21 protein-coding genes and 1 pseudogene are annotated in these 25288 nt (G+C 71.9%); 10 read left to right on the top strand and 12 right to left on the bottom strand.

Translation table 11 applies throughout. The features are described 5' to 3' along the window. Window position 1 precedes the first annotated feature (1 nt). Window positions 2-676 carry a spermidine synthase gene (locus BG418_RS33230; protein WP_188277780.1) on the bottom strand — a complete coding sequence of 225 codons (675 nt, stop codon included), beginning with the start codon at window positions 674-676 and terminating at the stop codon, window positions 2-4. A 219-nt stretch (window positions 677-895) separates the two neighbouring features. On the opposite strand from BG418_RS33230, the gene BG418_RS33225 reads away from it, so the two are divergent. Then, window positions 896-1639 carry a rhomboid-like protein gene (locus BG418_RS33225; protein ID WP_188277779.1) on the top strand — a complete coding sequence of 248 codons (744 nt, stop codon included), beginning with the start codon at window positions 896-898 and terminating at the stop codon, window positions 1637-1639. Here the strand turns inward: BG418_RS33225 and BG418_RS33220 are convergent. Together BG418_RS33220 and BG418_RS33215 are read right to left on the bottom strand one after the other, a co-directional pair. Beyond that, window positions 1598-2113, bottom strand: a complete 516-nt coding sequence (locus tag BG418_RS33220; RefSeq protein ID WP_188277778.1) for a hypothetical protein — start codon at window positions 2111-2113, stop codon at window positions 1598-1600. The two genes, BG418_RS33225 and BG418_RS33220, sit on opposite strands and share 42 nt — an antisense overlap. After that, window positions 2110-2775: a GNAT family N-acetyltransferase gene (locus BG418_RS33215; RefSeq protein WP_188277777.1), complete on the bottom strand. Its 666-nt coding sequence runs from the start codon at window positions 2773-2775 to the stop codon at window positions 2110-2112. The genes BG418_RS33220 and BG418_RS33215 overlap by 4 nt, the downstream gene beginning before the upstream one ends. Before the next feature lie 172 nt (window positions 2776-2947). On the opposite strand from BG418_RS33215, the gene lon reads away from it, so the two are divergent. After that, window positions 2948-5359 (top strand): endopeptidase La, encoded by a 2412-nt coding sequence (lon, locus tag BG418_RS33210; RefSeq protein WP_188277776.1) that lies wholly within the window; start codon window positions 2948-2950, stop codon window positions 5357-5359. Window positions 5360-5377: 18 nt separating this feature from the next. Here the strand turns inward: lon and BG418_RS33205 are convergent, their stop codons facing one another. The 3 genes and pseudogenes from BG418_RS33205 to BG418_RS33195 all read right to left on the bottom strand — a co-directional run. Beyond that, complete coding sequence (locus tag BG418_RS33205) at window positions 5378-6169, bottom strand: serine protease (RefSeq protein ID WP_223185808.1); 792 nt, start codon at window positions 6167-6169, stop codon at window positions 5378-5380. A 76-nt stretch (window positions 6170-6245) separates the two neighbouring features. Continuing rightward, window positions 6246-7070, bottom strand: coding sequence for a lysozyme (locus tag BG418_RS33200; protein WP_188277775.1), 825 nt, complete (start codon window positions 7068-7070; stop codon window positions 6246-6248). 218 nt (window positions 7071-7288) lie between these two features. Next, a pseudogene (locus BG418_RS33195) lies at window positions 7289-7471 on the bottom strand (helix-turn-helix domain-containing protein); the annotation flags it as partial. Window positions 7472-7750: 279 nt separating this feature from the next. On the opposite strand from BG418_RS33195, the gene BG418_RS33190 reads away from it, so the two are divergent. After that, complete coding sequence (locus tag BG418_RS33190) at window positions 7751-10615, top strand: M4 family metallopeptidase (RefSeq protein ID WP_188277774.1); 2865 nt, start codon at window positions 7751-7753, stop codon at window positions 10613-10615. A 99-nt stretch (window positions 10616-10714) separates the two neighbouring features. Further along, on the top strand, window positions 10715-11191 hold the full coding sequence (locus tag BG418_RS33185; protein WP_188277773.1) for a MarR family winged helix-turn-helix transcriptional regulator: 477 nt from the start codon (window positions 10715-10717) through the stop codon (window positions 11189-11191). Between the two features lie 95 nt (window positions 11192-11286). On the opposite strand, the gene BG418_RS33180 is transcribed toward BG418_RS33185, so the two are convergent. Further along, complete coding sequence (locus BG418_RS33180) at window positions 11287-12072, bottom strand: protein phosphatase 2C domain-containing protein (RefSeq protein ID WP_188277772.1); 786 nt, start codon at window positions 12070-12072, stop codon at window positions 11287-11289. A 379-nt stretch (window positions 12073-12451) separates the two neighbouring features. Here BG418_RS33180 and BG418_RS33175 point away from each other — a divergent pair, with 379 nt between their 5' ends. The 5 genes from BG418_RS33175 (at window position 12452) to BG418_RS33155 (ending at window position 17886) form a co-directional block, all read left to right on the top strand. Beyond that, the gene (locus BG418_RS33175) at window positions 12452-15046 is read left to right on the top strand and encodes a nitrate- and nitrite sensing domain-containing protein (RefSeq protein ID WP_317453843.1); all 2595 of its coding nucleotides are present in this window, start codon (window positions 12452-12454) and stop codon (window positions 15044-15046) included. After that, window positions 15043-15528: a roadblock/LC7 domain-containing protein gene (locus BG418_RS33170; protein WP_188277770.1), complete on the top strand. Its 486-nt coding sequence runs from the start codon at window positions 15043-15045 to the stop codon at window positions 15526-15528. Before BG418_RS33175 ends, BG418_RS33170 begins: the two co-directional genes overlap by 4 nt. Next, window positions 15525-15923, top strand: a complete 399-nt coding sequence (locus BG418_RS33165; protein WP_188277769.1) for a DUF742 domain-containing protein — start codon at window positions 15525-15527, stop codon at window positions 15921-15923. The genes BG418_RS33170 and BG418_RS33165 overlap by 4 nt, the downstream gene beginning before the upstream one ends. Continuing rightward, on the top strand, window positions 15904-16548 hold the full coding sequence (locus BG418_RS33160; protein WP_188277768.1) for an ATP/GTP-binding protein: 645 nt from the start codon (window positions 15904-15906) through the stop codon (window positions 16546-16548). The genes BG418_RS33165 and BG418_RS33160 overlap by 20 nt, the downstream gene beginning before the upstream one ends. Before the next feature lie 87 nt (window positions 16549-16635). Next, a complete protein-coding gene (locus BG418_RS33155) occupies window positions 16636-17886 on the top strand; it encodes a styrene monooxygenase/indole monooxygenase family protein (protein WP_188277767.1) in 1251 nt (416 codons plus the stop codon). A gap of 186 nt (window positions 17887-18072) precedes the next feature. On the opposite strand, the gene BG418_RS33150 is transcribed toward BG418_RS33155, so the two are convergent. The 5 genes from BG418_RS33150 to BG418_RS33130 all read right to left on the bottom strand — a co-directional run bounded on the left by BG418_RS33150 (window position 18073) and on the right by BG418_RS33130 (window position 23877). Next, window positions 18073-19206: a C40 family peptidase gene (locus BG418_RS33150; RefSeq protein WP_188277766.1), complete on the bottom strand. Its 1134-nt coding sequence runs from the start codon at window positions 19204-19206 to the stop codon at window positions 18073-18075. Between the two features lie 142 nt (window positions 19207-19348). After that, entirely contained in the window at window positions 19349-21643 is a 2295-nt protein-coding gene (locus tag BG418_RS33145; RefSeq protein WP_188277765.1) for a PQQ-binding-like beta-propeller repeat protein, read from the bottom strand. 60 nt (window positions 21644-21703) lie between these two features. Continuing rightward, the gene (locus BG418_RS33140; protein ID WP_188277764.1) at window positions 21704-21973 is read right to left on the bottom strand and encodes a hypothetical protein; all 270 of its coding nucleotides are present in this window, start codon (window positions 21971-21973) and stop codon (window positions 21704-21706) included. 46 nt (window positions 21974-22019) lie between these two features. Continuing rightward, on the bottom strand, window positions 22020-22745 hold the full coding sequence (locus tag BG418_RS33135) for a TetR/AcrR family transcriptional regulator (RefSeq protein ID WP_188277763.1): 726 nt from the start codon (window positions 22743-22745) through the stop codon (window positions 22020-22022). A gap of 199 nt (window positions 22746-22944) precedes the next feature. Then, complete coding sequence (locus tag BG418_RS33130; RefSeq protein WP_188277762.1) at window positions 22945-23877, bottom strand: diiron oxygenase; 933 nt, start codon at window positions 23875-23877, stop codon at window positions 22945-22947. A 249-nt stretch (window positions 23878-24126) separates the two neighbouring features. Here BG418_RS33130 and BG418_RS33125 point away from each other — a divergent pair, with 249 nt between their 5' ends. Further along, window positions 24127-25254 (top strand): ferritin-like domain-containing protein, encoded by a 1128-nt coding sequence (locus BG418_RS33125; protein WP_188277761.1) that lies wholly within the window; start codon window positions 24127-24129, stop codon window positions 25252-25254. Window positions 25255-25288: the final 34 nt, after the last annotated feature.

Raw genomic sequence — 25288 nt, 5'->3', positions numbered from 1 at the left:
GCTACGCAGGGCGAACAGCGAGATGGACCACGTCAGGGACGCCCCGGGCAACTGCGATCTCTTCGGTCCTAACCCCGTGGAATCCGGCATTACGGAGAGCTTCCCCGAAGGCGGCCGACGGCTGCGCGGACCACACGGCGAGCACTCCGCCCGGCGTCAGCCGCTCCCGGCAGGCGGCGAGACCGGTGGGGGAGTAGAGGCTGTCGTTGCTCTCGGTCACCGTCCAGTCGGGCCCGTTGTCGATGTCCAGGCAGAGCGCGTCGAAGGTGTCCGGGGCGGTGTGTACGTACGCGACCAGATCGGTGTGCAGGACCTCGGTGCGCGGGTCGGCGAGCGCGGCCCGGGAGAGGGGCGCGAGCGGGCCCGTACGGTGCCACTCGATGACGGCCAACTCGCGTTCCACCACGGCGATCCGGCCCCACCGGGGGTCGGCGGCCGCGTGCGCCAGGGAGAAGCCGACACCGAGCCCGCCGATGAGTACGGAAGGCGTCTCGCGGCCGGTCGGCAGTGCGTCGTACGCGGCGTCCACCAGCAGCCGCTCGGAGCGTCCGTCGGAGGTGTCCATCAGGAACGTTCCGTTGGCGATGATCTCGAAGTGCGGGCCGCGTCTGCGGAGCACCACCTCGCCGTACGGTCCCTCGCGGCGGTCGAGAGTGATCGGGTCGGCGGCGGGCATCGGAAGACCTCCTCGGGAACGGAGCTGACGACTCCTTGCGCCGACGCATGGTCCGCGTCAAAGGTTGTCCAATGTGGCACAAGTCATAGACGTGTTGGGGAGCGTTCGCAGAGGGTGAGCGTTGTACAAGGGACGCTTACAAGGGAAGCGACAGGGTCGAGGGCGGGGGAGAAGACGGTCATCGAGACGGCGGAGGGCGGGGCCATCGCGAAGCCCCCTGTGACCAGCGCGGAAATCCCCGACGCGGACAGACGTCCGCCGCTGTGGGCCGCATGGGAGCTGCGGACGTGTCTGCGCCGGGCGGCCCATGTGCTGCCGTCGCCGACCGGCACGCCGTTCACCTTCGCGTACACGTTGCTGCTCCTCTCCACGTCGCTGTACGCGGAGTTCGGCGACCCGGACACCGTTCGTACGCTCGTCGAGAGCTCCAGCACCGATGTGCAGCACCTCACCCGTACGCCCGTGCTCGTGCTGCTCGCCAGCGCGCTGTGGATCGCGGGCGGGATCTCCTCGCCGTGGGCCGTCGGCTTCGTCTTCATCCTCACCGCGCTGGAGCGCCGCGTCGGCGGGCTGCGCGCGGCCGGGGTCTTCCTGCTCGGGCACGTGGTGGCGACGCTGGCCACCGAAGTGCCCGTGGGTGTCTCGGTGATGGCCGGTCAGCTGCCGGACTCCTCGCTGCACCGGCTCGACTACGGCATCAGCTTCGGTCTGATGGCGAGCGTGGGCGCGCTGGCCGGGCTGCTGCCCGCCGTGCTGCGCTGGCCGCTGCTCGGCGTGGTCGTGGTGCTGATCACGCAGGACCTCTTCGACATGGTGGATCCGCTGGCCAGTTGGGGCCATCCGCTGGCGCTGCTCGTCGGCGTGGTGTGCTGGCCGTTCCTGCGCCGGGCCGACGCCCGCAGGGCCGGGGTCCCGGAGCCGTCAGCGGTAGCCGACGGGCAGATGGGCTCGTACGTCCCGTAGCGCCTGCGGCTGGTGGATCTCGTCGGCGAGGACGACATGTCCCTCGTACGTGAACTGGTACATCAGCCCGTCGGCGACCGGCTTCCCGGTCGGGCGCGGCGGCAGATGCGCGAAGTCGGCGGCCGCCAGCGTCTTGCGCAGCCCGGCGAGTTCGGCGGGGGTGAGGCGGCCCTCGACCGGCTTCCCGTCCCGCTTGGTCGAGGTGTAGCTGCCGTCGGCGCGGACGACCAGCTCGTCGTGGCGGCCCACGAAGCCGCCGCTCACCACCAGCTTCAGCAACTGCCCGTCGTGGGACGGCGGCTTGGAGGACGTGGGCGCGGAGGCGGACGGGGAGACGGCCGGGGGCGGCGCGGTCCGCGACGCCGGGGCGCCGCTGTCGGCCGACGAGGTGGAGGAGCCGCAGCCCGCCGCCGCGAACAGCGCGGTGAGCAGCAGCAGGCCGGTGGTCGTCCGGTGCGTGACCTTGGGGCTCATGCCCCAGAGGATGCCGGATCCGACGGAGCGAAGTACAGGCTCGCCATGGCCGAGCGCGTCGTCCAGCCAAGTGCGCTGTAGAGCGCCTGCCCTTCCGGGGTGCCGACGAGGACGGCGGTGGTGGCGCCCGCCTCCAGGGCGGCGTTCTGCAGCGTGCGCATGACGAGGCTGCCCAGGCCCCGGCGCCGGTGCTCGGGCGCCGTCTCGATCTGGTCGGCGACGGCGGTCGTGCCGGTCGGGGCGAGCTGGCCGCGCGCGGCGAAGTGCCCGGCGTCGGTGCGTACGAGCACGCGCAGCACACCGCCGGTGGTCCAGCTGGTCAGCGTGTAGCCGCGGGGGGTCTTCGTACGGGCCCTCTCGGCCAGCGGCAGCGTCATCAGGAAGCCGGGCTGGTCGTAGTGCCAGCCGGGGCCGAGCCACGGCCGGACCGTGTCGTCGTCCGCGAACAGCTTCAGCCAGGTGGCGGGAGCGGTCGTCGCCTCGACCAGCTTGCGGACGGTCGGCTCGTCGGGCTCGGGCACCACGTGCCGGGACACGTGCTTGGTCTGGCCGACGTCGATGGTCCAGCCCCACGGCTCGGCGACCGGTTCGGCCGCGCCGCGCGAGACGACCCAGCCCTTGATCCAGGCCGCGACGATGTCCGGTACCGACTCCGATTCCATGGGTTCCCCTCGGGTGGCTCCTGTGGCAATGACGCTGCTCTCGGTAATAGTCACTTGATCATATGGACTCTTACAAGTGGTGATCGCTCAGAGCGAACGCCCGGTGGGGAACATTCCTGGGCTCACATGCATTGAGTCGGCATAGCTCAACTTGACTGCCGAAGGGGAGATCATGGCTCACTCGTCCGCACCGCTCACCCTGCCTGTGCTGCCGCTCGACGACGAGGTCGTGCTGCCCGGGATGGTGGTGCCCCTGGATTTGTCCGACACCGAGGTGCGGGCCGCCGTCGAGGCCGCCCAGGCGGCCGTCCGGGCCGAGGGCACCGCAGCGGGCAAGCCCAAGGTGCTGCTCGTCCCGCGCATCGACGGGGCCTACGCGTCGACCGGCGTGCTCGGCACCGTCGAGCAGGTGGGGCGCCTCTCCGACGGCGACCCCGGCGCCCTGATCCGCGGCCGCGGCCGGGTACGGATCGGCGCGGGCACCACCGGCCCCGGCGCGGCCCTGTGGGTCGAGGGGCTCTCCATCGACGAGAGCGTCCCCGAGCCCCTGCCCGGCCAGGTCGCCGAGCTGGCGAAGGAGTACAAGGCGCTCGCCACCGACTGGCTGAAGAAGCGCGGCGCCTGGCAGATCGTGGACCGCGTCCAGCAGATCGAGGACGTCTCCGCGCTCGCCGACAACTCCGGCTACTCGCCGTTCCTCACCACCGCCCAGAAGGTCGAGCTCCTGGAGACGGCCGACCCCGTCGCCCGCCTCAAGCTCGCCACCGAGCAGCTGCGCGAGCACCTGGCCGAACAGGACGTCGCCGAGTCCATCGCCAAGGACGTACAGGAAGGCGTGGACAAGCAGCAGCGCGAGTTCCTGCTGCGCCGCCAGCTGGACGCCGTACGCAAGGAGCTGCGCGAGCTCAACGGCGAGGCGGAGGGCGAGGAGTCCGACGACTACCGCGCGCGCGTGGAGGCCGCCGACCTGCCCGAGAAGGTGCGCGAGGCCGCCCTCAAGGAGGTCGACAAGCTGGAGCGCTCCAGCGACCAGTCCCCGGAGGGCTCCTGGATCCGCACCTGGCTGGACACCGTCCTCGAACTGCCGTGGAACGAGCGGACGGAGGACGTCTACGACATCAAGGGCGCCCGCGCCGTTCTGGACGCGGAGCACGCGGGTCTGAAGGACGTGAAGGAGCGCATCACCGAGTACCTGGCGGTCCGCAAGCGGCGGGCCGAGCGCGGTCTCGGCGTGGTGGGCGGCCGACGTGGCGGCGCGGTGCTCGCGCTGGTGGGCCCGCCCGGCGTCGGCAAGACGAGCGTCGCCGAGAGCGTGGCGCACGCCATGGGCCGCAAGTTCGTCCGCGTCGCCCTCGGCGGCGTCCGCGACGAGGCGGAGGTGCGTGGCCACCGGCGTACGTACGTGGGCGCGCTGCCCGGCCGTATCGTGCGGGCGATCAAGGAGGCCGGGTCGATGAACCCGGTGGTGCTGCTCGACGAGATCGACAAGATCGGCTCCGACTTCCGGGGCGACCCGGCCGCGGCCCTGCTCGAAGTCCTCGACCCGGCGCAGAACCACACCTTCCGCGACCACTACCTGGAGGTCGAGCTCGACCTCAGCGACGTCGTCTTCCTGGCCACCGCCAACGTCCTGGAGGCCATCCCGGAGGCGCTGCTGGACCGGATGGAGCTCGTCCGGCTCGACGGCTACACCGAGGACGAGAAGGTCGTCATCGCCCGCGACCATCTGCTCCCGCGCCAGCTGGAGCGGGCCGGTCTGGAGCCCGGCGAGGTGGCCCTGGACGACGCGGCGCTGCGCAAGCTCGCCGGGGAGTACACCCGCGAGGCGGGCGTACGGAACCTGGAGCGCGCGCTCGCCCGGCTGCTGCGCAAGACGGCGGCCCAGCACGAGAGCGGCGAGCGCGAGCTGCCGTTCACGGTCACCCCGGACGATCTGCGCGCGCTGATCGGGCGCCCGCACCACGTCCCGGAGTCCGCGCAGGACCCGGCCGAGCGGCGCACCTCGGTGCCGGGTGTGGCCACCGGCCTCGCGGTCACGGGAGCGGGCGGCGACGTCCTGTTCGTCGAGGCGTCGCTCGCCGACCCGGAGACGGGCGCGGCCGGGCTGACGCTGACCGGTCAGCTGGGCGACGTCATGAAGGAGTCGGCGCAGATCGCGCTGAGCTTCCTGCGCTCGCACGGCGCCGAACTGGAGCTGCCGGTCGCCGACCTCAAGGACCGGGGCGTGCACGTCCACTTCCCGGCGGGCGCGGTTCCGAAGGACGGCCCGAGCGCGGGCATCACGCTGGTGACGGCGCTCGCGTCGCTGCTCAGCGGGCGTCTGGTGCGTACGGACGTGGCGATGACCGGCGAGGTGTCGCTGACCGGGCGGGTGCTGCCGATCGGCGGCCTGAAGCAGAAGCTGCTGGCCGCGCACCGGGCGGGCATCACGACCGTGGTGATCCCCAAGCGCAACGAGCCCGACCTGGACGACGTCCCCGCCGAGGTCCTGGAGAAGCTGGAGGTCCACCCGGTGACCGATGTCCGCCAGGTCCTGGAGATCGCCCTGGCCCCGGCGGAGGTGCGGGTGCCGGTCGCGGCCTGACCGCAGCGGCAACGACGACTACGCGCGCGTGGCCTTCTCGTACAGCTCGCGCGCGTGGGCGTCGAAGAGCACCGCCGTCGACTCCACGTCCGTGTCGCCGCCGCTGAGGACGCCGATGAGGTGGCCGAGGCGGCCGGGCCCCCGGTAGTCCGCCAGCCACGGGCTGCCGCTGGTCCCGGTCCAGAACCCGGCGCACTCGATCCGTACGTCGCTCGCCATGTCGCTGTCGCGGCGGCTGTCGGTGGTGCAGGAGATCGGCCGGTTGTCGGGGTTGTGGTCCTCGGCCGGGTAGCCGACGACGGTGACCCGGCGCTCGGGCCCCGAGGCCCAGTCCGCCTCGGCGGCGCCCACCACGCTCTGAACGCTGCGCCCGCGCGCGTCCGGCTCCAGGGTGAGGAAGGCGTAGTCGTAGGCGTCGTCGCCGTCCTTGGACCACTTGTCGTCGGTCTGTACGGCCTTGACCTTCCAGGTCCCGTACGGAGTGGAGCCCTTCACCGCCCCCGAGAAGGCGGGCGCGAACTCCATGGAGCCGACCGAGCCGGAGTCGGCGCAGTGCGCGGCGGTCGCCACCACATTGCCCTTGGGGCTGGCGACGACGCTGGCGGTGCACCAGTGCTTGTCGCCGTCGACGAGGACGCCCACCGACGGCAGCCCGGCGGTGGCGCCGGCGGAGGTCTGCGGGGCGGGGGCGGGCGGCACCTCGTCGCTCTGGTCCGGCTGGGGTGCCGAGGCCGCCGACCAGCCGCATCCGGTGACCAGCGCCAGCATCCCCGTGGCGGACACTCGCAACACCGTTCGCATCACGCGCATGGCGACCATCCTGTCGTATGACGGGTCGGAATGCGTTGAGGCCCCCGGTGCGCGTCGACGCACCGGGGGCGCTGGGCTATCCGTTGGCCAGAGCTTGCAGGCGGTCGTACGCCCCGTTGAAGCGCGAGTGGTCGCCGACGGTGGGGCCGGAGGAGGTGTACTGCCACATCGTGTAGTAGCCCCAGCCGGCCGGGAGCGTGCCCGGGTCGGTGTTGTAGCGGGCGATCCACAGCGGGTCGGTGGAGCCGAAGGCGGCGGAGTTTCCGGTGCACTGGGTCCACCAGCTGGTGGCGGTGTAGATCACCGCGTCCCGGCCGGTGCGGGCCCGGTACTCGTCGGTGAAGTCGGCGATCCAGCTGACCATCTCGCTCTGCGAGAGCCCGTAGCAGGCGGCGCCGTACGGGTTCCACTCGATGTCCAGCGCGCCCGGCAGCGTACGGCCGTCTTGGGACCAGCCGCCGCCGTGGTCCACGAAGTAGTCGGCCTGGGTGGCGCCGCTCGTGGTGTCCGGTGTCGCGAAGTGGTACGCGCCGCGGATCATGCCGACGTTGTACGAGCCGTTGTACTGCTGCGCGAAGTACGGGTTGGTGTAGTAGGTGCCTTCGGTGGCCTTGACGTAGGCCCACTTCACGCCGCTGTTCCAGAGCGTGGACCAGGCGACGTTGCCGTTGTGGCTGCTGGTGTCGACGCCCTCCGTCTGGACGGCGAGGGTGGCGCCGGGCGGGCCACCGACGCCGTCGTGGGCCGCGACGCCCATGCCCATGGTGGCGGTGCCACGGGCGGGGGTGTGGGCGGCTTCCGCGGTGCCGGGGGCAGTCAGCAGCAGGGCGAGGGCGGAGAGGAGGATTCCGGCCGCGGCGAGGGGGCCGCGGCGGGCCGTTCCGGGTCTGTGCACGGGCATTGCGCGCCTCCGAAAGGCGTGGGTGGGGGGACGTGCCGGGGATATCGACATGTCGCTGTGGACATGTCATACGGAAGAAGCTACGCACGTAGACCGTGACGCGAAAGAGTTTCCGGAACTGCCAATGGCCCAGGCCACTGGTGCGTCGACAGCGGCCCTGTTCAGGCGCGTCGACGGCTCGTTCTTCGTAACCGACTTTCAGACAGCGGGAGTTGGCGTCAGTCGTCCAGCCAGCCGCGCAGGGTGGCCCGCGCGCCCGCCTGGAAGCGGGTGTCCGCGTCCAGGTCGTGCAGCAGGCGGGTGATCCGGCGCCGGGCGGTGTGCACATGGACGCCGAGGCGGCGGGCGATCGCCTCGTCCTTCAGGCCCTCGGCCAGCAGGCCCAGGAGCTCCAGCTGTTCCTCGCTCGGGCACTGCCCCTCGTCCGCTCCCTCGCCCGGTCCGTCGGTCCGCGCGGCCCGTAATCGCCCCAACTCCGCCCCCAGCAGTCCCGTATTGGACTAATCCCCCCTGAACGTGCACAGGATTCTCGCTCCGTGCACAGGTGCCTCACAAGTGGGCATGTCCACAAGTCACCGCAGAGGCCCCATTGAGGGGTTCAGGCACCACGGCTTGCATGGTCATGACCAGTCGGCGCTGTCAGGCGCCACCCGCCGTCCATCGGCCCGTGGAGGAAGACCTTGCGCAAGCCCAGAGCAGGCACGTCAGGAGCAGGCACGGCCAAAGAGGGATTACTCGCCCGGGGAGCGGGCGCAGCCGCCCTCCTCGGCGCGGCCGCGCTGCTCGCCACCTCGGTACCGGCGGCCCAGGCCGCACCCCCGGCACAGACCCCGGCCGCCGATGTCGTCCCCGGCACCGGAACACAGACCCCGGCCCTCGTCGACGGCCTCCACGAGAGCGCCGACGCCAAGGCCGCCCCGGCCGACGCGGCCCGCGGCCATCTCGCGGCGAAGGAGAGCCGCTACCGCATCGCCGACCCCGGCCGCGACCTCACCCCCGTACAGACGCTGAGGCAGGGCGCCGACGAGACCGTACGGCTCCAGCAGAAGTACCACGGGGTCGAGGTGCTGGGCGGGCAGTACGTGGTGCGGATGGAGAAGCAGGACGGCAAGCGGGTCGTCACCGGGACCTCCGGCAAGTACTTCACCGCGCTGACCACGTCGACCACCGCGACCGTCGCCGAGGACGTCGCCGTGCGCCGGGCCGTCTCCTCGGTCGCGGCCCGCGTCGGCGGCGCCACCCTCGGCAAGAAGGACATCCAGCGGGCCGAGGGCGCGAAGAGCGCGGCGGGGGCCGCGCTCACCGGCACCTCGGGCGGCCTGGTCGTCATCCCCAGGGGCGCGGGCGTGCTCACCTACCGCGTCACCGTGCGCGGCACCGAGGCGAACACCGGCAGACCGGTCCTCCAGGACGTGTACGTGGACGCGCACGCCGGGTTCCCGGTGCTCCAGTACAGCCGTATCAAGACGCTCACCGCGCCGAAGCCCGCCACGGGCACGACGGCGCACCAGGCGGTGCGGGGCCCGGCTCGGACACAGGCGAACGACAACCCCGGCACCACCGGCACCGGCGTCAAGTACAGCGGCGACAAGGTCCCGCTGAACATCTACTTCGACGCCTCCGCCAAGCAGTACAACCTGGTCGACTACGCGCGCATGGCGGCCACCAGCAAGAACACCCTGCACACCTGGGACGCGCGCGCGGTCGACGTCGGCGACGCGTCGGGGCAGTGGCCCAGCGGGCTCAAGGAGTTCACCAACGCGGGTCCGGACTACAGCGGCGACGCCACCGCCGCGGGCGCGGTCGACGCGCACTGGGCGGCCGGGCAGGTCTACGACTACTACAAGAACGTGCACGGCCGCGACAGCCTCGACGGGCGCGGCATGGGCATCGACTCGCTGGTCGGCGTGACGCTGTTCGGCGGCCCGTACGTCAACGCCTTCTGGGACGGCCAGAAGATGGTGTACGGCTCCGGGGACGAGCAGTACAAGACGCTCTCCGCCGACCTCGACGTGGTCGGCCACGAGATGACGCACGGCGTGGTCGAGAACACCGCGAACCTGGTCTACGCGGGCCAGTCCGGCGCCCTCAACGAAGCGCTCGCGGACTACTTCGGCAACGCCATCGACGTCACGGTCAGCGGGACGAAGATGGACGACCCGGACTCCGGGCTCATCGGCGAGAACCTGTGCCGCACCGCCAAGCCCCGCGACTGCGCCTTCCGCGACCTCAACGACGGGCGCACCACGTCCAAGGACTACCTCGGCGTCTCCTTCGCCACCGACAACGGCGGGGTGCACCTCAACTCGACGATCTTCTCGGGCGCCCTGTGGGACATCCGCCAGGACCTCGACCCCAAGGACCCCCTCCTCGCGGACAGGCTCGTCTACAAGGCGCTCTCCACGTACATGACGCCCCTGGACGGCTACACCGAGGCGCGCAACGCGATCCTCGCGGCCGCCAAGGACCTCAAGCTCTCCGGGCGCCAGCAGAACATCGTCAAGCGCTCCTTCAACGCCCACGGCATCGTGCCCGGCTGGGAGAACGCCATCGGCGTCGACTCCGACCAGCTCTTCGGCAAGCTCAACACCACCGGTACGGGCACGGCGGCGGGCGGCGGCTGGTGGGCCACCTCGAAGTCCAACGACGACGGCACCGAGCCGTACTCGATCTGGGCCGGCAAGGCGGACGGAACCGGCTCGGCCAAGTTGATCAGCCCCAACGACGGCCGCTTCCACGTGTATCCGGCCACCGACGGCAAGAGCGTGGTGTGGGCCGCGTTCGGCACGAGCAGCCTCGACATCCTGTCCCGGCCGATCGCGGGCGGCCCGATCAAGAAGCTGTACACCTCGACCACGAACGTCCAGAACCTGCGGGTCGAGAACGGCACCGTGGTCTTCGAGTCCTTCGACCCGTTCGGCGGGCGCCACGTCGGCTTCCTGAAGCCCGGCGACCGCGAGCCGACCTGGGTGGACGGCGGCAAGTACCAGCTCGGCACCGCGCTGCCGTCGCTGCGTCACGGCACCGTGGCGTACGCCAAGCTCTACCCGGTCGGGGACGACTACAAGATCGGTGTCGAGACGTACGACATCGCCACCGGCGCCACCCGTCTCGCCCAGCAGCTCGGGGAGCCGCAGGCCATCGGGCAGACCGGGATCACCGGCAAGAACGTGTTCTGGCTCGCCGACGAGAACCCGGCCGACCAGGGACAGATGGCGGTGCGCCGGTCCACCCTGGCGGGCACCGGGACGGTCGACCTCAGCCCCGAGGCCGGGCCGGGCGCGCTGATCCCGTTCGACCTGACCGCATCCGACGACGCGGTCACCGTGAACACCCTGCTGCCGGACACGCGGTACCGCAATGAGACCCTGCCCAAGCTGTGGCAGTTCAGCGCGGACGGCACCCGCAAGGAGCGGGTGTCCTGCAACCGCGGTGAGCAGCTGTACCCGTCGTCGGCGGGCGGCAGGAAGGTCGTCTGGCTGGACGGCACCACCGGCTTCACGGACCTGGTCACCCGGGACCGGCCCGCCGGAACCTGCTCGTAGTCGAGCTCGTAATTGAGCCAAAGGGCCCCCGGCAGCCGGTGCCGGGGGCCCTCGTCCACAGAGGACTGGTCAATACTGTCCCGTCGGGACAACCGTGGGATGGGAGCTGATGTGGACGGTCCGGACCAGGAGTTTCTCGCGCTCGAACGCGAGCTGGCGGTGTTCCTCCGGCGCGCCCGCGCGTCCTCCGGCGAGATGGCCCGCGCGGTCCATCCCGAGCTGGAGGCGGCCGCGTACGGGCTCTTCGTGCGCCTGGAGGAGGGCGGCCCACAGCGGGCCACCGAGCTCGCCGCGTACTTCGGCGTCGGCAAGGCGACCATGAGCCGCCAGCTGCGGGCCCTGGAGGACCTGGGCCTGGTGGCCCGCGAACCGGACCCGGCCGACGGCCGCGCCTCCCTCGTCCGCCTCACCGACGAGGGCCTGGCCCGCTTCCGCCGCGTCCGCGACGCCCGCCGCGCCCAGTACGTCACCAAACTGGCCGACTGGGACCGCACGGAAATCGCCGAACTGGCCCGCCTGCTGCACCAGTTGAATGCGAGGGCGGACATGCAGGAGCCGGGGGTGCAGCGCCCGTAGTGGGGTCACCTACGCTGCGGTACCGGGTGCCCTAAAGGGGCGCGGGGAACTGCGCGACCAGCCCCCACCGACCCGCAGACGAACAACCGGCAGCGTCAGAGCTCAACGAACACGACGGTCGCATCGTCATGCGTCTTACTGCGCCGCAGATACGTACGAGAGGTGTCGGCGCGCTCCAGCTCCCGAACGCGTTCGACAAGCCCCTGCGGGCCCGCCTTGCGCAGCAACGCCACACAGTCGACCCAGTCGCCTTCGCGGAACTTCTCCACCCACCGGCTGGCGCCGTCGGTCAGGGCGACGAGCGACCGTACCGACCGGGTCGGGATGCGCCCGGTGACAGCACGCGCGGCCACCGACGGATCGGCGGCCGCGGTGAAGAAGCCGCCCTCCTTGTTCCGGGCGAGCGCGTCGGCCACATCGTCAGACACCAGCGAAGAGCGCGGCACCCGGTCGAGCCGGTCGTCGAGGACCGCCCGGACCGTACCGTCGGGCGATTCGACGAGCAGGGCGGAGTCGGAGAGCACGAGGTGCTCCACGTACGACTCGTCCCAGCGCGCCAGGACCACCGTCGCCTGCGGAGTACGCGGGTGAGAAAGGTCACACGTGTCGCGGTGGGCGTCGGCGGTGCGCCTGATGGACTCGGCGAGGATCTCGGTCAGCGTCATGTCGCGCCGCGAACCGGACAGTTCGGTCAGTGCGCCGCCGAGCCGGGCGGTGAACCAGGGCACGTCGTGCACACAGTCGCCGTTGCCCGGTGGTGGCGTCACCCCGTCGAGCACCACCAGCGCCCCGCCCCGCCCGGCGGCAGGCAGTGCCGTGGTCGCCCAGTCCTCGTTGGGGCGGGCGGGGTCACCGGGGTCAGTGGTGAGTTCGATGCGCATACGGCCAGTCTGCACGACGCCTTCACGCACCTTCCATGGCCGGTGAATTGGCCTGGACCAGTGCGGCGGAGTGCGGTTTTCCCGACGGATGTGGACCTGTCAGAAAGCTGTGGGCGGGCATCCTGCCAAAGCCCGCGCGGAAGTTCCAACCGGCCGCGCGCACGAACGGGGGCAGGCATTCCGCGGGAGTTGATGGCCAACTCCCGAGTGTTGTTCACTCGTTCGGGTGGCGGGGTGGATGTTGCATGCCTCCTTCCCAAAACCACTGGAATGGTCGGAAGCCGCGCAGGGGTGGGAACGCGTCGCACAGGGCGCATCAGACGCATGACCGGTCGTCACCTCGGCTTCATGGGCGGACGAGTCAAGATTGAGAGCACCGGTGCAGAACAAGCGGCCTCGGGGCAAGGACGGCGACCCGGCCGAGGGCGCCGCGCGCACCGCGCGTGTACGGACCCGGCTGGTCGCCTCGGTCGCCGTGGTCTCGCTCACCGTGCTCGGCGCGGGCGCGCCCGCCGTGCTCACCGCGTCCTCCGACCTCAACGACTCGCAGAACCTGGTCACGCTCGCCCAGCTCGACCAGCAGGCCGTCACCCTCGCGCACGCGCTGGGCGACGAGCGCGACGACGTCACCGCGTACATCGCGGGCGGCCGCGACCCGCGCCAGGAGGCCGGGCTCAAGGACCGCGCGACCCAGGTCGACCGGCGTATCGACGAGATCCGCGCCAACGCCTCCGCCGCCCTCGGCCGCGACCTCGCCACCGTGCCGTCCCTGCGCCGCACCATCCTGACCGGCAAGGGCACCGCCCTGGAGGCCAACCGGGCGTACACGGACGTCATCGCCAAGCTGCTCGCCGTCGCCGACGAGCTCGCCGACAAGACACCGCCGCGCGCCGCCGAGGCCACTCGCGCCCCCGCCGACCTGGGCCGCGCCGCCGAACTCGCCTCCGCCACCCGGGGCCTGCTCGTCGCCGCGCTCTCCGTGCCGCAGAAGTCCACCGGCACGGTGTACGACCCCATCAGCGGGCGTTACGTACAGAAGGATCCGGGCGACAGCGACGAGGCGCACACCCGGGACGCGTTGAGCGCCGCCGGGCAGCAGGCGCGGGTGCGCGAGCAGTCGGCGCTCGCCGACTTCGACCAGGCCGCCTCGGCCGCCGCGCGCGACAAGCTCGCCACCACGGTCACCGGCCCGGACGTCGACGCCGCCGAGCGCTATCTCGCCCGTCTCACCGACCAGCCCCAACTCAGCGCCGCCGACCGCAAGCTGGGCGCCGACAAGGTCGACGCCGCGCTCACCGCCCGGGTCGACCGGATGCGCGGCACCCAGTCGGCCCTCGCGGCCGCCGAGGTCAAGCGGTTCGAGGCGCTGCGCGACGACGACGTCACCGACCTGGAGATCAAGGTCGCGCTGGTGGGCGCGCTCGTGCTGCTCGCCATCGGCGTCTCGTCCGGCACCGCCCGCTCGCTGACCCGCCCGCTCGCCGTGCTGCGGCGCGGCGCGGCCCGGCTCGCGGCGGCCCCCCAGACGGAGGAGCCGGTCCGCTTCACCGGCCGCAACGACGAGTTCGCCCAGGTCGTACGGTCCCTGAATACGCTCCACGGCCGCCTGTGCGACCTCGGCGTACGCGCCGACACCCTCGGCGCGGAGGTCGCGAGCGCGCGCGGCGCCGAGCTGGCGCTCGCCGACGAGCGGGCGGCGCTGCTCGCGGAGCGCGCCGAACTCACCGATTCCGTACGGGAGTTGACCGCGCAACTGGAGCGGACGCGCGGGACGGTTCAGCACACCTTCGTCAACCTCGGCCTGCGCAGCCTCGGTCTGGTCGAGCGTCAGCTCGGCATCATCGAGGGCTTGGAGGAGCGCGAGCAGGACCCGGACGCGCTCGCCACGCTCTTCAAGCTCGACCACATGGCCACGGTCATCCGCCGCCACGGCGAGAACCTGCTGGTCCTCGCGGGCGCGGAGCACCACCACAACCACCCGGGCCCGGTCCCGCTGGTGGATGTGCTGCGGGCCGCCGTCAGCGAGATCGAGCGGTACGAGCGGGTCGTCATCCAGGCCGTCCCGCCGCACGCGCAGGTCGCCGGGTTCGCGGCCGACGACCTCAGCCACCTCGTCGCCGAGCTGCTTGAGAACGCCACCTCGTTCTCGCCGCCCGACGTCCAAGTGCAGCTCTCCGGCTGGCAGTTGGAGAACGGCGAGATCATGCTCTCGGTCCAGGACGAGGGCATCGGCATCGGTCCCAAGCGCCGCACCGAGCTGAACCTGCGGCTCGCGGACCCCTCCACGTACGAGCCGGGGGAGCCCGGCACGGACGCGGGCGGCCTCGGCCTGCATGTCGCCGCGCTGCTGGCGCGCCGCCACGGCGTACGCATCGAGCTGCGCGAGCAGAAGCAGGGCGGGGTGGCGGCGGTGGTCGTGCTGCCCGAGCCGATCCTGCCGACGACGCCGCCGGTCGCGGCGCCGCATGTGATGCCGGCCCCGGGCGACGCCCCGAGGTTCACGCTGCCGGGGGCGCTTGCGGAGGCCAACTCCAATGTGCTGCCGGAGCGTACGGAACGGTCGGGGCAGATTCCGCTGGTCAAGGCGGAGGCGGCCGAGCCGGAGACGGTCGAGCCGGACGCCGGTGAGCCCGACGCGCACGAGCGGGTCGTGGACCAGCCGACGTTCGAGATGCGGCTTCCCACGCCCGAGCCCGAGGCGCCCGAGCCCGTCGTGCCCGCGCAGCGCATCACCGACAAGGGGCTGCCCAAGCGGACCCCGAAGGTGGTCAAGGCGGGCACCACCGCACCGGCCGCGCGCAAGGGCGGCGCCGATGTCGCCGACGCCCTGCGCCGCCGCCTCGGCGGGTTCCAGCAGGGCGCCCTGGAGGGCCGCCGGGACGCCGAGTCGGAGATCCAGGACGTACGTAACGAAGAGAAGACGGTACAGACACCACAACAGACGGGGGAGACAGTCGAGGAGGCACGCAGTTGACTGCGACCGGCACCGGCACGTTCGGACTGAGCAGCGAGGCACGCAATCTGCACTGGCTGCTGAAGAATCTCGTGGAGGAGGTGCCGGGGCTCATCTCGGTCGCGGTCGTCTCGTCGGACGGACTGCTGCTGCTCTCCTCCGACCCGGAACAGCGCCGCGCCCGCCCCGAGCCGCGCCCCCAGGGCCCGCGCGGCTCCAGCGCCGACCTCGCCACCATCGTCTCCGGCATCGCCAGCCTCACCCATGGGGCCGCGCGCCTGATGGACGGCGGCAACGTCAAGCAGACGGTGGTCGCGATGGAGCAGGGCAGCGTCTTCGTCATGGCCATCAGCGACGGCTCGCTGCTCGGTGTGCACGCCACACCCGACTGCGACATGAGTGTGGTCGCGTATCACATGGCGCTCTTCGTCGGCCGCGCCGGACATGTGCTCACCCCCGAACTCCGCAGCGAGCTGCGCCAGTCGATGGAGGCCGCCCAATGAGTCCGTCCGCCCCGAAGCTGCCGATACGAGGCGCCGGCCGCAAACCGGCCCGCGTACGCCCGTACTCGCTGACGGGCGGGCGCACCCGCTTCGGGCACGTCCTGCTCGTGGAGACGTTCGTGGCGGCCATCGAGGCGCCCGAGGAGCGCAAGGCGCTCACCGGGAGCGCGGCGCGGATCATGCCGGAGATGCTGGCGATCGTGGAGATCTGCCGCGCGATGCGGACGGTCGCGGAGATCTCGGCGCTGCTGCGGATGCCGCTCGGCGTCGTCCGCGTCCTGCTCAGCGACCTGGCCGACCAGGGAAGGATCCGTGTGTACGGGACCGGGCACGGCCCCGGCAGGCCCGACCGCGCACTGCTCGAAAGGGTGCTCAGTGGACTCCGCAGGCTCTGACGTCCTGGCCTCCGACGTTCCGGCTCCCGAGGAGCCCTTCGAGGAGGAGCTGAAGGACTGGCAGCGCGACCGCACCAGGGCCCCCATCGCCACCAAGGTCGTGGTGGCGGGCGGCTTCGGCGTGGGCAAGACGACGTTCGTCTCCTCGGTCTCGGAGATCACCCCGCTGCAGACCGAAGCGGTGATGACCCAGGCGAGCGAGGCCACCGACGACCTCGCGGCCACCCCGGAGAAGTCGACCACCACGGTGGCCATGGACTTCGGCCGCATCACCCTCGACGACGACCTCGTCCTGTACGTGTTCGGTACGCCCGGGCAGCAGCGGTTCTGGTTCATGTGGGACGACATCGTGCGCGGCGCGATCGGCGCGGTGGTCCTTGCCGACACCCGCCGCCTCACCGACTGCTTCCCGGCGCTCGACTACTTCGAGAGCTGCGGCCTGCCGTACATCGTGGCCGTCAACCACTTCGAGGGCACCGAGTCGTTCGAGGCCGAGGACGTCCGGGAGGCGCTGACGGTGGCGCCGCACATCCCTGTGGTGATCATGGACGCGCGGGACCGGATCACGGTGATCGAGTCGCTGCTGAGCCTGGTGTCGCACGCGCTGGAGGAGCTGCCGGAGTAGCTCCGGCACGTCCTCGCAAAACCCGATTCAAGACCCGCCACCCCCCGTGTCGTGCCCCTTTACGTATCGGTATCGGAGAAATTTCGTATGCGGAGAATCCTGATAGTCGGAGCCGGTCAGTCCGGTCTTCAGCTGGCCCTCGGACTTCAGTCCCAGGGGTACGAGGTCACCCTGATGTCCAACCGGACGTCCGACGAGATCCGGTCCGGCCGGGTCATGTCCACGCAGTGCATGTTCCACACGGCGCTCCAGCACGAACGGGACCTCGGCCTGAACTTCTGGGAGTCCCAGGCCCCGCGTATCGAGGGCGTGGGCGTGTCGGTCGCGGCGCCGGACGGCTCGCGCCCGATCGACTGGGTGGGGCGCCTCGACGGCTTCGCGCAGTCGGTCGACCAGCGGGTCAAGATGGCGGGCTGGATGGAGACGTTCGCGCAGCGCGGCGGCCAGCTGGTGATCCATGGCGCGGCCGTCTCCGACCTGGACTTCTTCGCCCGTACGTATGACCTGGTGCTGGTGTCCGCGGGCAAGGGCGAGCTGGTCTCGATGTTCGGCCGGGACGCCTCGCGCTCCCCGTTCACCGAGCCGCAGCGTGCGCTGGCGGTGTCGTACGTGCACGGGCTCGGCCCGCGCCCCGAGCACCCCGACTTCGACGCGGTGCGCTGCAATCTGGTGCCGGGTGTGGGCGAACTGTTCGTGATGCCGACGCTGACGACGTCCGGGCGTGCCGACATCCTCTTCTGGGAGGGCATCCCCGGCGGCCCGCTGGACGTGTTCCAGGGCGTGACGGACCCGTCCGAGCACCTGTCGTTGACCCTCTCCCTGATGGAGAAGTTCACGCCCTGGGAGTACGCGCGGGCGACGAAGGTCGAACTGACCGACGAGGGCGGTACGTTGGCGGGCCGCTACGCGCCGACGGTCCGCAACCCCGTCGGGCGGCTGCCTGGCGGCGGCCTGGTGCTCGGCGTGGCCGACGTGGTCGTCGCCAACGACCCGATCACCGGCCAGGGCTCCAACTCCGCCTCCAAGTGCGCGGCTTCCTACCTGGCGTCGATCGTGTCGCACGGGGACGGGGTGTTCGACGAGGCGTGGATGCGGGCGACGTTCGAGCGGTACTGGTCCACGGCGGGGCCGGTGGTGAAGTGGACCAACGCGATGCTGGGGCCGCCGCCGGAGCATGTTCTCAACCTGATCGGCGCGGCGTCCGAACTCCAGCCGGTCGCCGACCGCTTCGCGAACGGTTTCGACGACCCGGCGGACTTCGAGAACTTCTTCTTCGAGGAGGAGAGGACGGGGGCGTACTTGGCCGAGGTGTCCGCCCCCACCCCGCCCCTTCCCTAAACCCCTGGGCGGGCGGCCTGGTTCTTTTGGCTGCCCGCCGGTGGGGGTTGCTCGCGCAGTTCCCCGCGCCCCTGAAGATGGGCCCTTCGGGCCCTCCTAGGGGCGCGGGGAACTGCGCGACCAGCCCCCACGATCCGCAGCCGAACACCATCCCTCGGAGAGTTTCGGGAAGGGGCGGGGTGGGGGCTATTCCCCCGGGGGCGACTCCGGTGCGTACCCCTCGTCCGACCCCTCCGTCGCACCCGGCGGCAGCCGCGGAGGGTGGTACGAGCGCAGCGGGACCGCCGACGGGTCGGGGCGGACCGCGCCCAGGAGCGGGTTCGCCGCGATCGGGGAGATCTTCACCCGGGTCCCGGGGCGCGGGGCCTGGACCACCAGGCCGTCGCCGAGGTACATCGCCACATGCGTGGCCTTGGGGTAGTAGACGACCAGGTCACCGGGGCGCAGGGCGCGCAGCGGCACCCGGGGCAGCTCCGCCCACTGCTCCTGGCTGGTGCGCGGGATGGCCCGGCCCGCATGGGCCCACGCCTGGGAGGTCAGGCCGGAGCAGTCGTACGAGCCCGGCCCCTCCGCGCCCCACACATACGGCTTCCCGAGCTGACCCACCGCGTACTTGAGCGCCTGCTCACCCTCCTCGGAAGGCGCTCGCACCCCGCTCAACGCCCCCGTCGCCAGCAGATCCCGCTGAGCCTTCGCCATGCCCTGCTGCTCAAGCTGCGCCAGCTCCGCGAGCTGGTCCGCGCTCAGGGCGGAGAGCAGACCCTCCACGTCCTTCAGCCGCGCCCGCACCGCGTCCCGCGCGGTACGCCGCCGCGCGGCCAGCGTCGTCTGCTCGTCCAGCGCCTTACGGGCGGCCCGCGCCAGCGCGTCGGCCTGCCGCTCGGTCCGCGCGAGCCGGGTCACGGTCGCCCGGCGCGAGTCGGCGGCCCGCCGGAGCAGATGCCCCTGGTCCAGCGCGCCCTGCGGGTCGCGGGCCAGCAACAGCTGCATGTAGATGGAGAGTTCGCTGCGGCCCTGGTACTGCTCGCGGGCCAGGCGGCCGGCGGCCGCGCGGCTGTCCGCGAGCGCCACACGCGCCTTCGTCAGCCCGGCCGCGACCTTCTTCTCGTCCGCCGCCCGCAGCTTCAGCCGCTCCTCGGCCGCGTTGTACGCCTCGGACGCCTCCTCCGCCTGCCGGTACAGCGTCTGCAACTGCGTCAGCAGACCGCTCACCGAGCTCTCGGGCGGTGTGGGCGCGGCATGCGCGGTGGGGACGGCCGACACCAGTGCGGCCGCCACGGCCGCAGCGGTGCACACCGAGCGCAGAGTTCCGACTGACACGTGCTCACCTCCGGTCGGATGGTGGCACGGTGGCCCGCCGCGATGCCCGCCGAGCGGGGTGAACGGTGCGAATCCCTCACCCGTCCGGCCGTACACCGGTGCGGCCGCTTGCGTAGGCGCTACGACACCTGCTTACGACCGCTTACGACACCGGCAGCGCGTACAGCGTCGCCCCGTGCCACACCACCGCCGTGTCCGCGCCCGCCACCACGGCCCGGTAGACGCCCCGGTCCGCCGACTCCTCCTTGGTGCCCGCGTCCTGGAACTTCCACAGCCGCTCGCCGCTCGCCGCGTCGAACGCCGTGACCTGGAACGGGTCGAGGGCGAGGAGCGTACGCCCGGACGCGCCCGCCACCGTCCGCGTCTCCACCGGCGTGCCCAGCGCGAGGTCGGTGGTCCCCGCCCACCGCTGCTGCCCGTCCGCCGCCCCGAGCGCCGTCACCTGCGTACCGTTGTCCGGTACGTACACAACTCCCTTGTCAGAGACAGGAGTTCCGTACGCGGCCTTGCCCTTGGGGTGCTGCCAGCGCGGGTTCGTGGTGGTGAGGTCGAACGCCTGGAGGCCGCCGCCCGCCTGCGTCAGCAGGGTGCCGTCGGGGGTGAGCACCGCCGGGTCGGTCGGGAGCACCGAGCCGTATGTCCGCGACCACACGTCCTTGCCGGTCTTCGGGTCGACGGCGAAGAACTCCCCGAGCACCTGCTTGGCGCCCTTGGGCGGGGAGGCCGCCGGGCGGCGGGAGATCAGCTGGCCGCCGTACGGCGTGGCCCACTCGAAGGTCTCGCCCCGGCCCAGCGGTCTGCGCCACAGGACGGTGCGGTGGGTGATGTCGTACGCGTAGAGGGCGGAGTCCTTGCCGACGGTGGCGGTGAACCACACCGTGGTGTCCTCGTGCGCCCGGACCTCCGGGGTGCTCATGCCGGGGGCGAGTGAGGTGTACGCGACCTTCTGGCGGATGGAGCCATCCGCGACGGCGAACCAGATGAAGTCGGTGGGGCCCGCGCCGAACGCCAACTCGGCGTCGGCGGGCTGCAGTTGGGCCACCCCGGCCAGCTCCGGGCGGTTCCACAGCTGCTTTCCGGTGCGCAGGTCGACGCCGGTGAGCGCGGCGCCGGGGACGACCAGGACCGCGCCCTGGACGAGCGGGGTACCGAGCAGCTTGCCGCCGGGTACGGCGTATCCCCAGCGGGCGGTGGGTGGCGTGCCGGGCACGGGCTGCGGGCGGGCCACAGGCTTGGCGTCGACCGCCGGGCTCTTGGAGTCCCCGCCGTCCCCGTCGAACGCGAGCACCGCGCCCGCCCCGAGCGCGAGTCCGGCGATGGAGGCGAGCCCGGCTGTCAGGAGCGACCTGCGGTCGGCGGTGATACGGGAGAGGGGTGATCCGGGGGTGCTCGGGGTGGGGATGGCCGGGGGTGACCACGTGGGGAGCGGGGGTGCCGTCTCCGGTGCCGGGGGAGGGGCGGGGGCGGCCTGCGGGGCGGCGGGCACAGGCGCGGCACCCGGTGCCGCGTCGGCGGGCCACAGCACCGTGCCCCCGAGCGTCACCCCGGGCAACTCCCGTGCCTGCGCGGCCCGTTCCGCGATCGCCGTCGCCACGCCCGGCGGGAGCCAGGCGTCCGGCAGCACCGCGTCCACCCCGCCGGGCACCAGCTCCGCCGCCACCTCGGCGGGGGAGGGGCGCGAGCCGGGCGTCTTGGCCAGACAGCGGCCCAGCAGCGGGCGCAGCGCGGCCGGGACCGGGGTGAGGTCGGGGACGGAGTGCGCGATGCGGTGCGCGGCCGCGTCGGCCGGGCCCGCGTCGAAGGGGCCCGCGCCCCCGGCCGCGTAGGTGAGCAGCATGCCCAGCATGAACACGTCGGCGGCGGGGCCGGGCTTCTCCCCGGCGACCTGTTCCGGCGTCAGATAGCCGACGGTCACGCCGAGTCGGCCGCCCTCCCCGGCGCTCGCCGCGCTGGCGCCGCCGAGCACGCCGAAGGCGGTGACCAGCGGCCCGTCGGCGGTGAGCAGGACGACGTCGGCGCCCAGGCCCTGGAACGCCGCGCCGGTCACCGAGTGCGCCCGCTCAAGCGTGGTGGCGAGCGCCGCGCCGAGCGTACGTACGGTCGCCTCGGGCAGTGGTCCGGCGAGCGCCACCGCCTCGGCGAGGGTGAGCGCGGCCGCGAACGGGGTGGCCAGCCACGGCAGCCACTCCTCCGGCCCGGTCGCCAGCACCGGCGCCACCCATGGCCCGGCGAGGCGTTCGGCGGCCCGTGCCTCGTCGCGGAAGCGGCTGCGGAAGGCGGGCAGCGCGGCCAGATCGGGGCGGGCGGCGGTGACGGAGACACCGCGTCCGTCGGCGCCGTGGGCGAGATAGACCCGGGCCGTGCCGGTCTCGCGCAGTCTGGCCCGCATGCGATACGGACCGAGCTCGCGCGGTTCCTCGGCGGTCAGCGCCTCCATGGTTCAACTCCCCCTGCGGCACGGCGTGGACCAGCGAGCTTATCGCGCCAAGTACCCCGTCTACGTGCGGGGCGTCGGCTTGGTCCAGGGCCAGCGGCGGGGCTCGCGGCCCTCGGGGGCGTAGGTGTACTTCCAGCCGCGCTGGATGCCGAGCCGCTTGCTGTGTCCGGCGGGTTCGCGCCGGTACGCGTACACCGTCGGCGGGCCGCCGTCGGCGTCCGGGACCGGTACCTCGTACCACTGGGGCGGCTTGCCCGACGGGCCGATCAGGACGGGCAGGACGCGCCCGTCGAGGGGCCCGCCCACAAAGAGGGTGTTCTCGCTCTGCACGCCACAAGTGTCACACCGGTCACGGGCCGAGCTCGCGCACCGCGTGTCACAGAAGGTGGGTCGCCTCGGCGACGACGGGGACGATCCGGCGGGCGAGGACCCCGGCCGGGCCCTCGGCGGACTCCAGGGCGAGCGCCGCCCGTACGACGGCCGACGTCTGCGGGTCGGTCGCGGCGGTCGCGGTGAGCAGGGCGACGAGGTGGTCGACCAGCCAGTCGCGCAGCTCGGGCAACGGGGGCTGCTTCTCCTCGTCGAGCCAGATCAGCGAGGCGGCCTCGACGGCCGCGATCCAGGTGCGCACCATCAGCCGCAGCCGTGCACCCGGTGCCTCCACCCCGAGGTGGACGAGGATCTGCTCGGCGGCCGCCCGGCGCACCTCGTCGACTATCGCGGTCGTCCGCGAGGTCTCGGCGACGCTGCCGCCCTGGAGGAGCGCGGAGAACCCGGCGTCGTGCTGGTCCACGAACGCGAGGTAGCGGTCCAGGGCCTGGGCGAGCCGGTGGGTGAGCGGGCCGGTCTGGGCCTGGGCGAAGCACAGTTCCAGCTCGTCGGCGGCCGAGCGCAGCGCGGCCTCGTACAGCTGCTGCTTGCCGCCTGGGAAGTACCGGTACACCAGCGGCCGCGAGACCCCGGCCGCCTCGGCCACGTCGTCGAGCGACACGTCCTCCGGCGCCCGGTGCGCGAAGAGCGACAGCGCGGCGTCCAGGAGCTGAGTGCGGCGCTCCTCGACGCTCAGCCTGCGGTACGCGGGGGTGGTGGCCGGTGACGTCATGCTGGCAGCGTAATCCCCGTGCCGCAGCTTTGCCCCGGGGCCCGGGAGCAGTTGGCTCGGACCGATGCGCCCCCGCGCGGGCACGGCTGAGCGGCTGTGTGGCAGCGCACCGCGGTACCGGGTTGCTCAAGGGGCGCGGGGAACTGCGCGACCAGCCCAGCACGGTCCGCAGCCGAAGGACACCGCACCCCCGAAGCGGCTACCGCGCAAGCAACCCCGAGCTGACCCAGAGCCGACGGCTCACGCCATTGAGCACCCCGATGTCGTCCAGGAAGTCGGTCAAGCGCTTCGCCCCGTTCTGCATCACCTCGCGCCGGTGGCCGCTCGCCTTCACCTGCGCGACGGCCTCGCGACGGTCCAGGCCCACGTTCTCGTACACCTGCGGGTTGACGAAGCAGGTGGAGAAGACGCGCGCGGCCTCCCCGCAGCTGACCCGGGTGAGCTCCCGCTCCCAGCGCGGCGCGGTCACCATCTGGCGGCGCAACTCCTCGCGGGCGTACCGGACATGGCGGGCTTCCTCCACCACATGGATCCGGGTGACGCCGCGCATCAGCGTCTGCACCCGGTCGTCCGGGAACGTGAGCCGCTGCATCCAGTCCAGGATCTCCTCGCCGAGCAGCGTCGCGGCGAACGAACCCGGCGTCGTCGAGACGGTCTTCAGGACGCGCGCGAGGTTGTGGTAGAGCCGGGGGACCGGATACGTGGGCGATCCGCCCTTCTTGATCACCCGGGCGAACATCATCGAGTGCCGGCACTCGTCGGCTATCTCGGTGAGCGCATAGCGCACATGGTTGCTGGTCACCGGCTTGTCGTAGATGTGCCGTACGAGCAGCTGCATCAGGATGATCTCGAACCAGATCCCGAGCGAGCCGAGCGACGCGGCCTCGTGGCGCGCGAGCTCGAAGCGCTGGTCCTCGGACATCTTGCGCCACAGCGGGGTGTCGTAGAGGGAGAGGAGCTCCGGCGGCCAGAACCACTTGCCGTCCTCGAACGGCGCGTCCCAGTCGAGCTCCTTGTCGGGGTCGAAGGAGTGCCGCGCGGAGGACGCGAGCAGTCGTTCGGCGACCTCCTCGCGGTCCCTGAGCAGGCCGAGCGCGTCGTGGAGCAGCTCGCTTTCGGTCACGGTCGTCATGGCTGGTGGCACCTCGGCTGGGGGTCGGTCCGGGCCGATTCGCGATCGGCCGGGGCGGTATCGGTCGTGACGTACCGGCGGTCACCTCTTATGAGACTGCTTGTCAGCAAGCCCGTCAATCCCTTGGCCCCGACTTGTTGACCCGGCGTCTACCACCGTGTGAGCCTGCCAGTGAACCGGCGTGTAACGGACAGTCAGGCAATCCCCCCAGTACGTCCGTACGAGGTACGCGAGGCGAAGGAGCCGCACGTGTCGACGCAAGACCTCTATGTGAACGGCCCGCACGACCCCCTGTGGCAGGTCCCGGCGTCGGGCGCGGCGCGCTTCAGCTGGGAGGCCATGTTTCCTGGCCAGAAGAATGGCTCCGGGCGCGAACGCCTGCTCGCCCTCTACCAGAAGGGCAAGGACAAGCAGTGGGACGGCGCCAAGCGCATCGACTGGGACCTTGAGGTCGACCCGTACGACCCGCTCGGCACGCCCGACGAGTCGATGACGCTGTACGGGACGCGCTACTGGGCGAAGCTGACCGACGAGGACAAGGGCGAGCTGCGCAGGCACTACTCGGCCTGGCAGTTCAGCCAGTTCCTGCACGGCGAGCAGGGCGCGATGGTGTGCGCGGCGCGGATCGTGGAGTCGGTGCCGGACCTGGACGCCAAGTTCTACTCCGCGACCCAGACCATGGACGAGGCCCGGCACGCCGAGATCTACAGCCGGTTCCTGCACGAGAAGATCGGGATGCTCTACCCGGTCAACGACAACCTCCAGGGGCTGCTCGGCGACACCCTGCGCGACTCCCGCTGGGACATGCCGTACCTCGGTATGCAGGTGCTCATCGAGGGCCTGGCGCTCGCCGCGTTCGGGATGCTCCGCGACACCACGGACAAGCCGCTGCCCAAGCAGATCCTCGCGTACGTCATGCAGGACGAGGCGCGGCACGTGGCGTTCGGGCGGATGGCGCTGCGCGACTACTACAAGCAGCTCTCCGACGCCGAACTGCGCGAGCGCGAGGAGTTCGTGATCGAGGGCTGCTACTTGATGCGGGACCGGTTGCGCGGGATCGAGGTCCTGGAGAACTTCGGCATCCCCAAGGCGGAGGCCGAGGAGTTCTCGGAGCAGAACGAGTTCCTGCATCTGTTCCGCAAGCTGCTGTTCAGCCGCATCGTCCCCTGCGTCAAGGACATCGGCCTGTGGGGCAAACGCCTCCAGCAGGCGTACGTGGACATGGGCGTCCTCGACCTCGGCGACTCCAACCTCGACCTGCTCATGGCCGAGGACGAGGAGATCGCGGAACGCCTCGACCGCGAGCGCTTCGCCCAGGAGGAGACGGCACGGGTGACGGAGGTGGCGGACGCGATCGCGGAGGGAGCGGTGGGCTGAAGGAGGGGGGCGGGGGCCGACGGGCCGGTCCCCG

It is taken from the genome of Streptomyces sp. CBMA152, from assembly GCF_014596475.1.
Classification (GTDB): domain Bacteria; phylum Actinomycetota; class Actinomycetes; order Streptomycetales; family Streptomycetaceae; genus Streptomyces.
The sequence above is the reverse complement of the archived record's forward strand: the minus strand, read 5'-3'. Positions and strand labels throughout refer to the sequence as shown.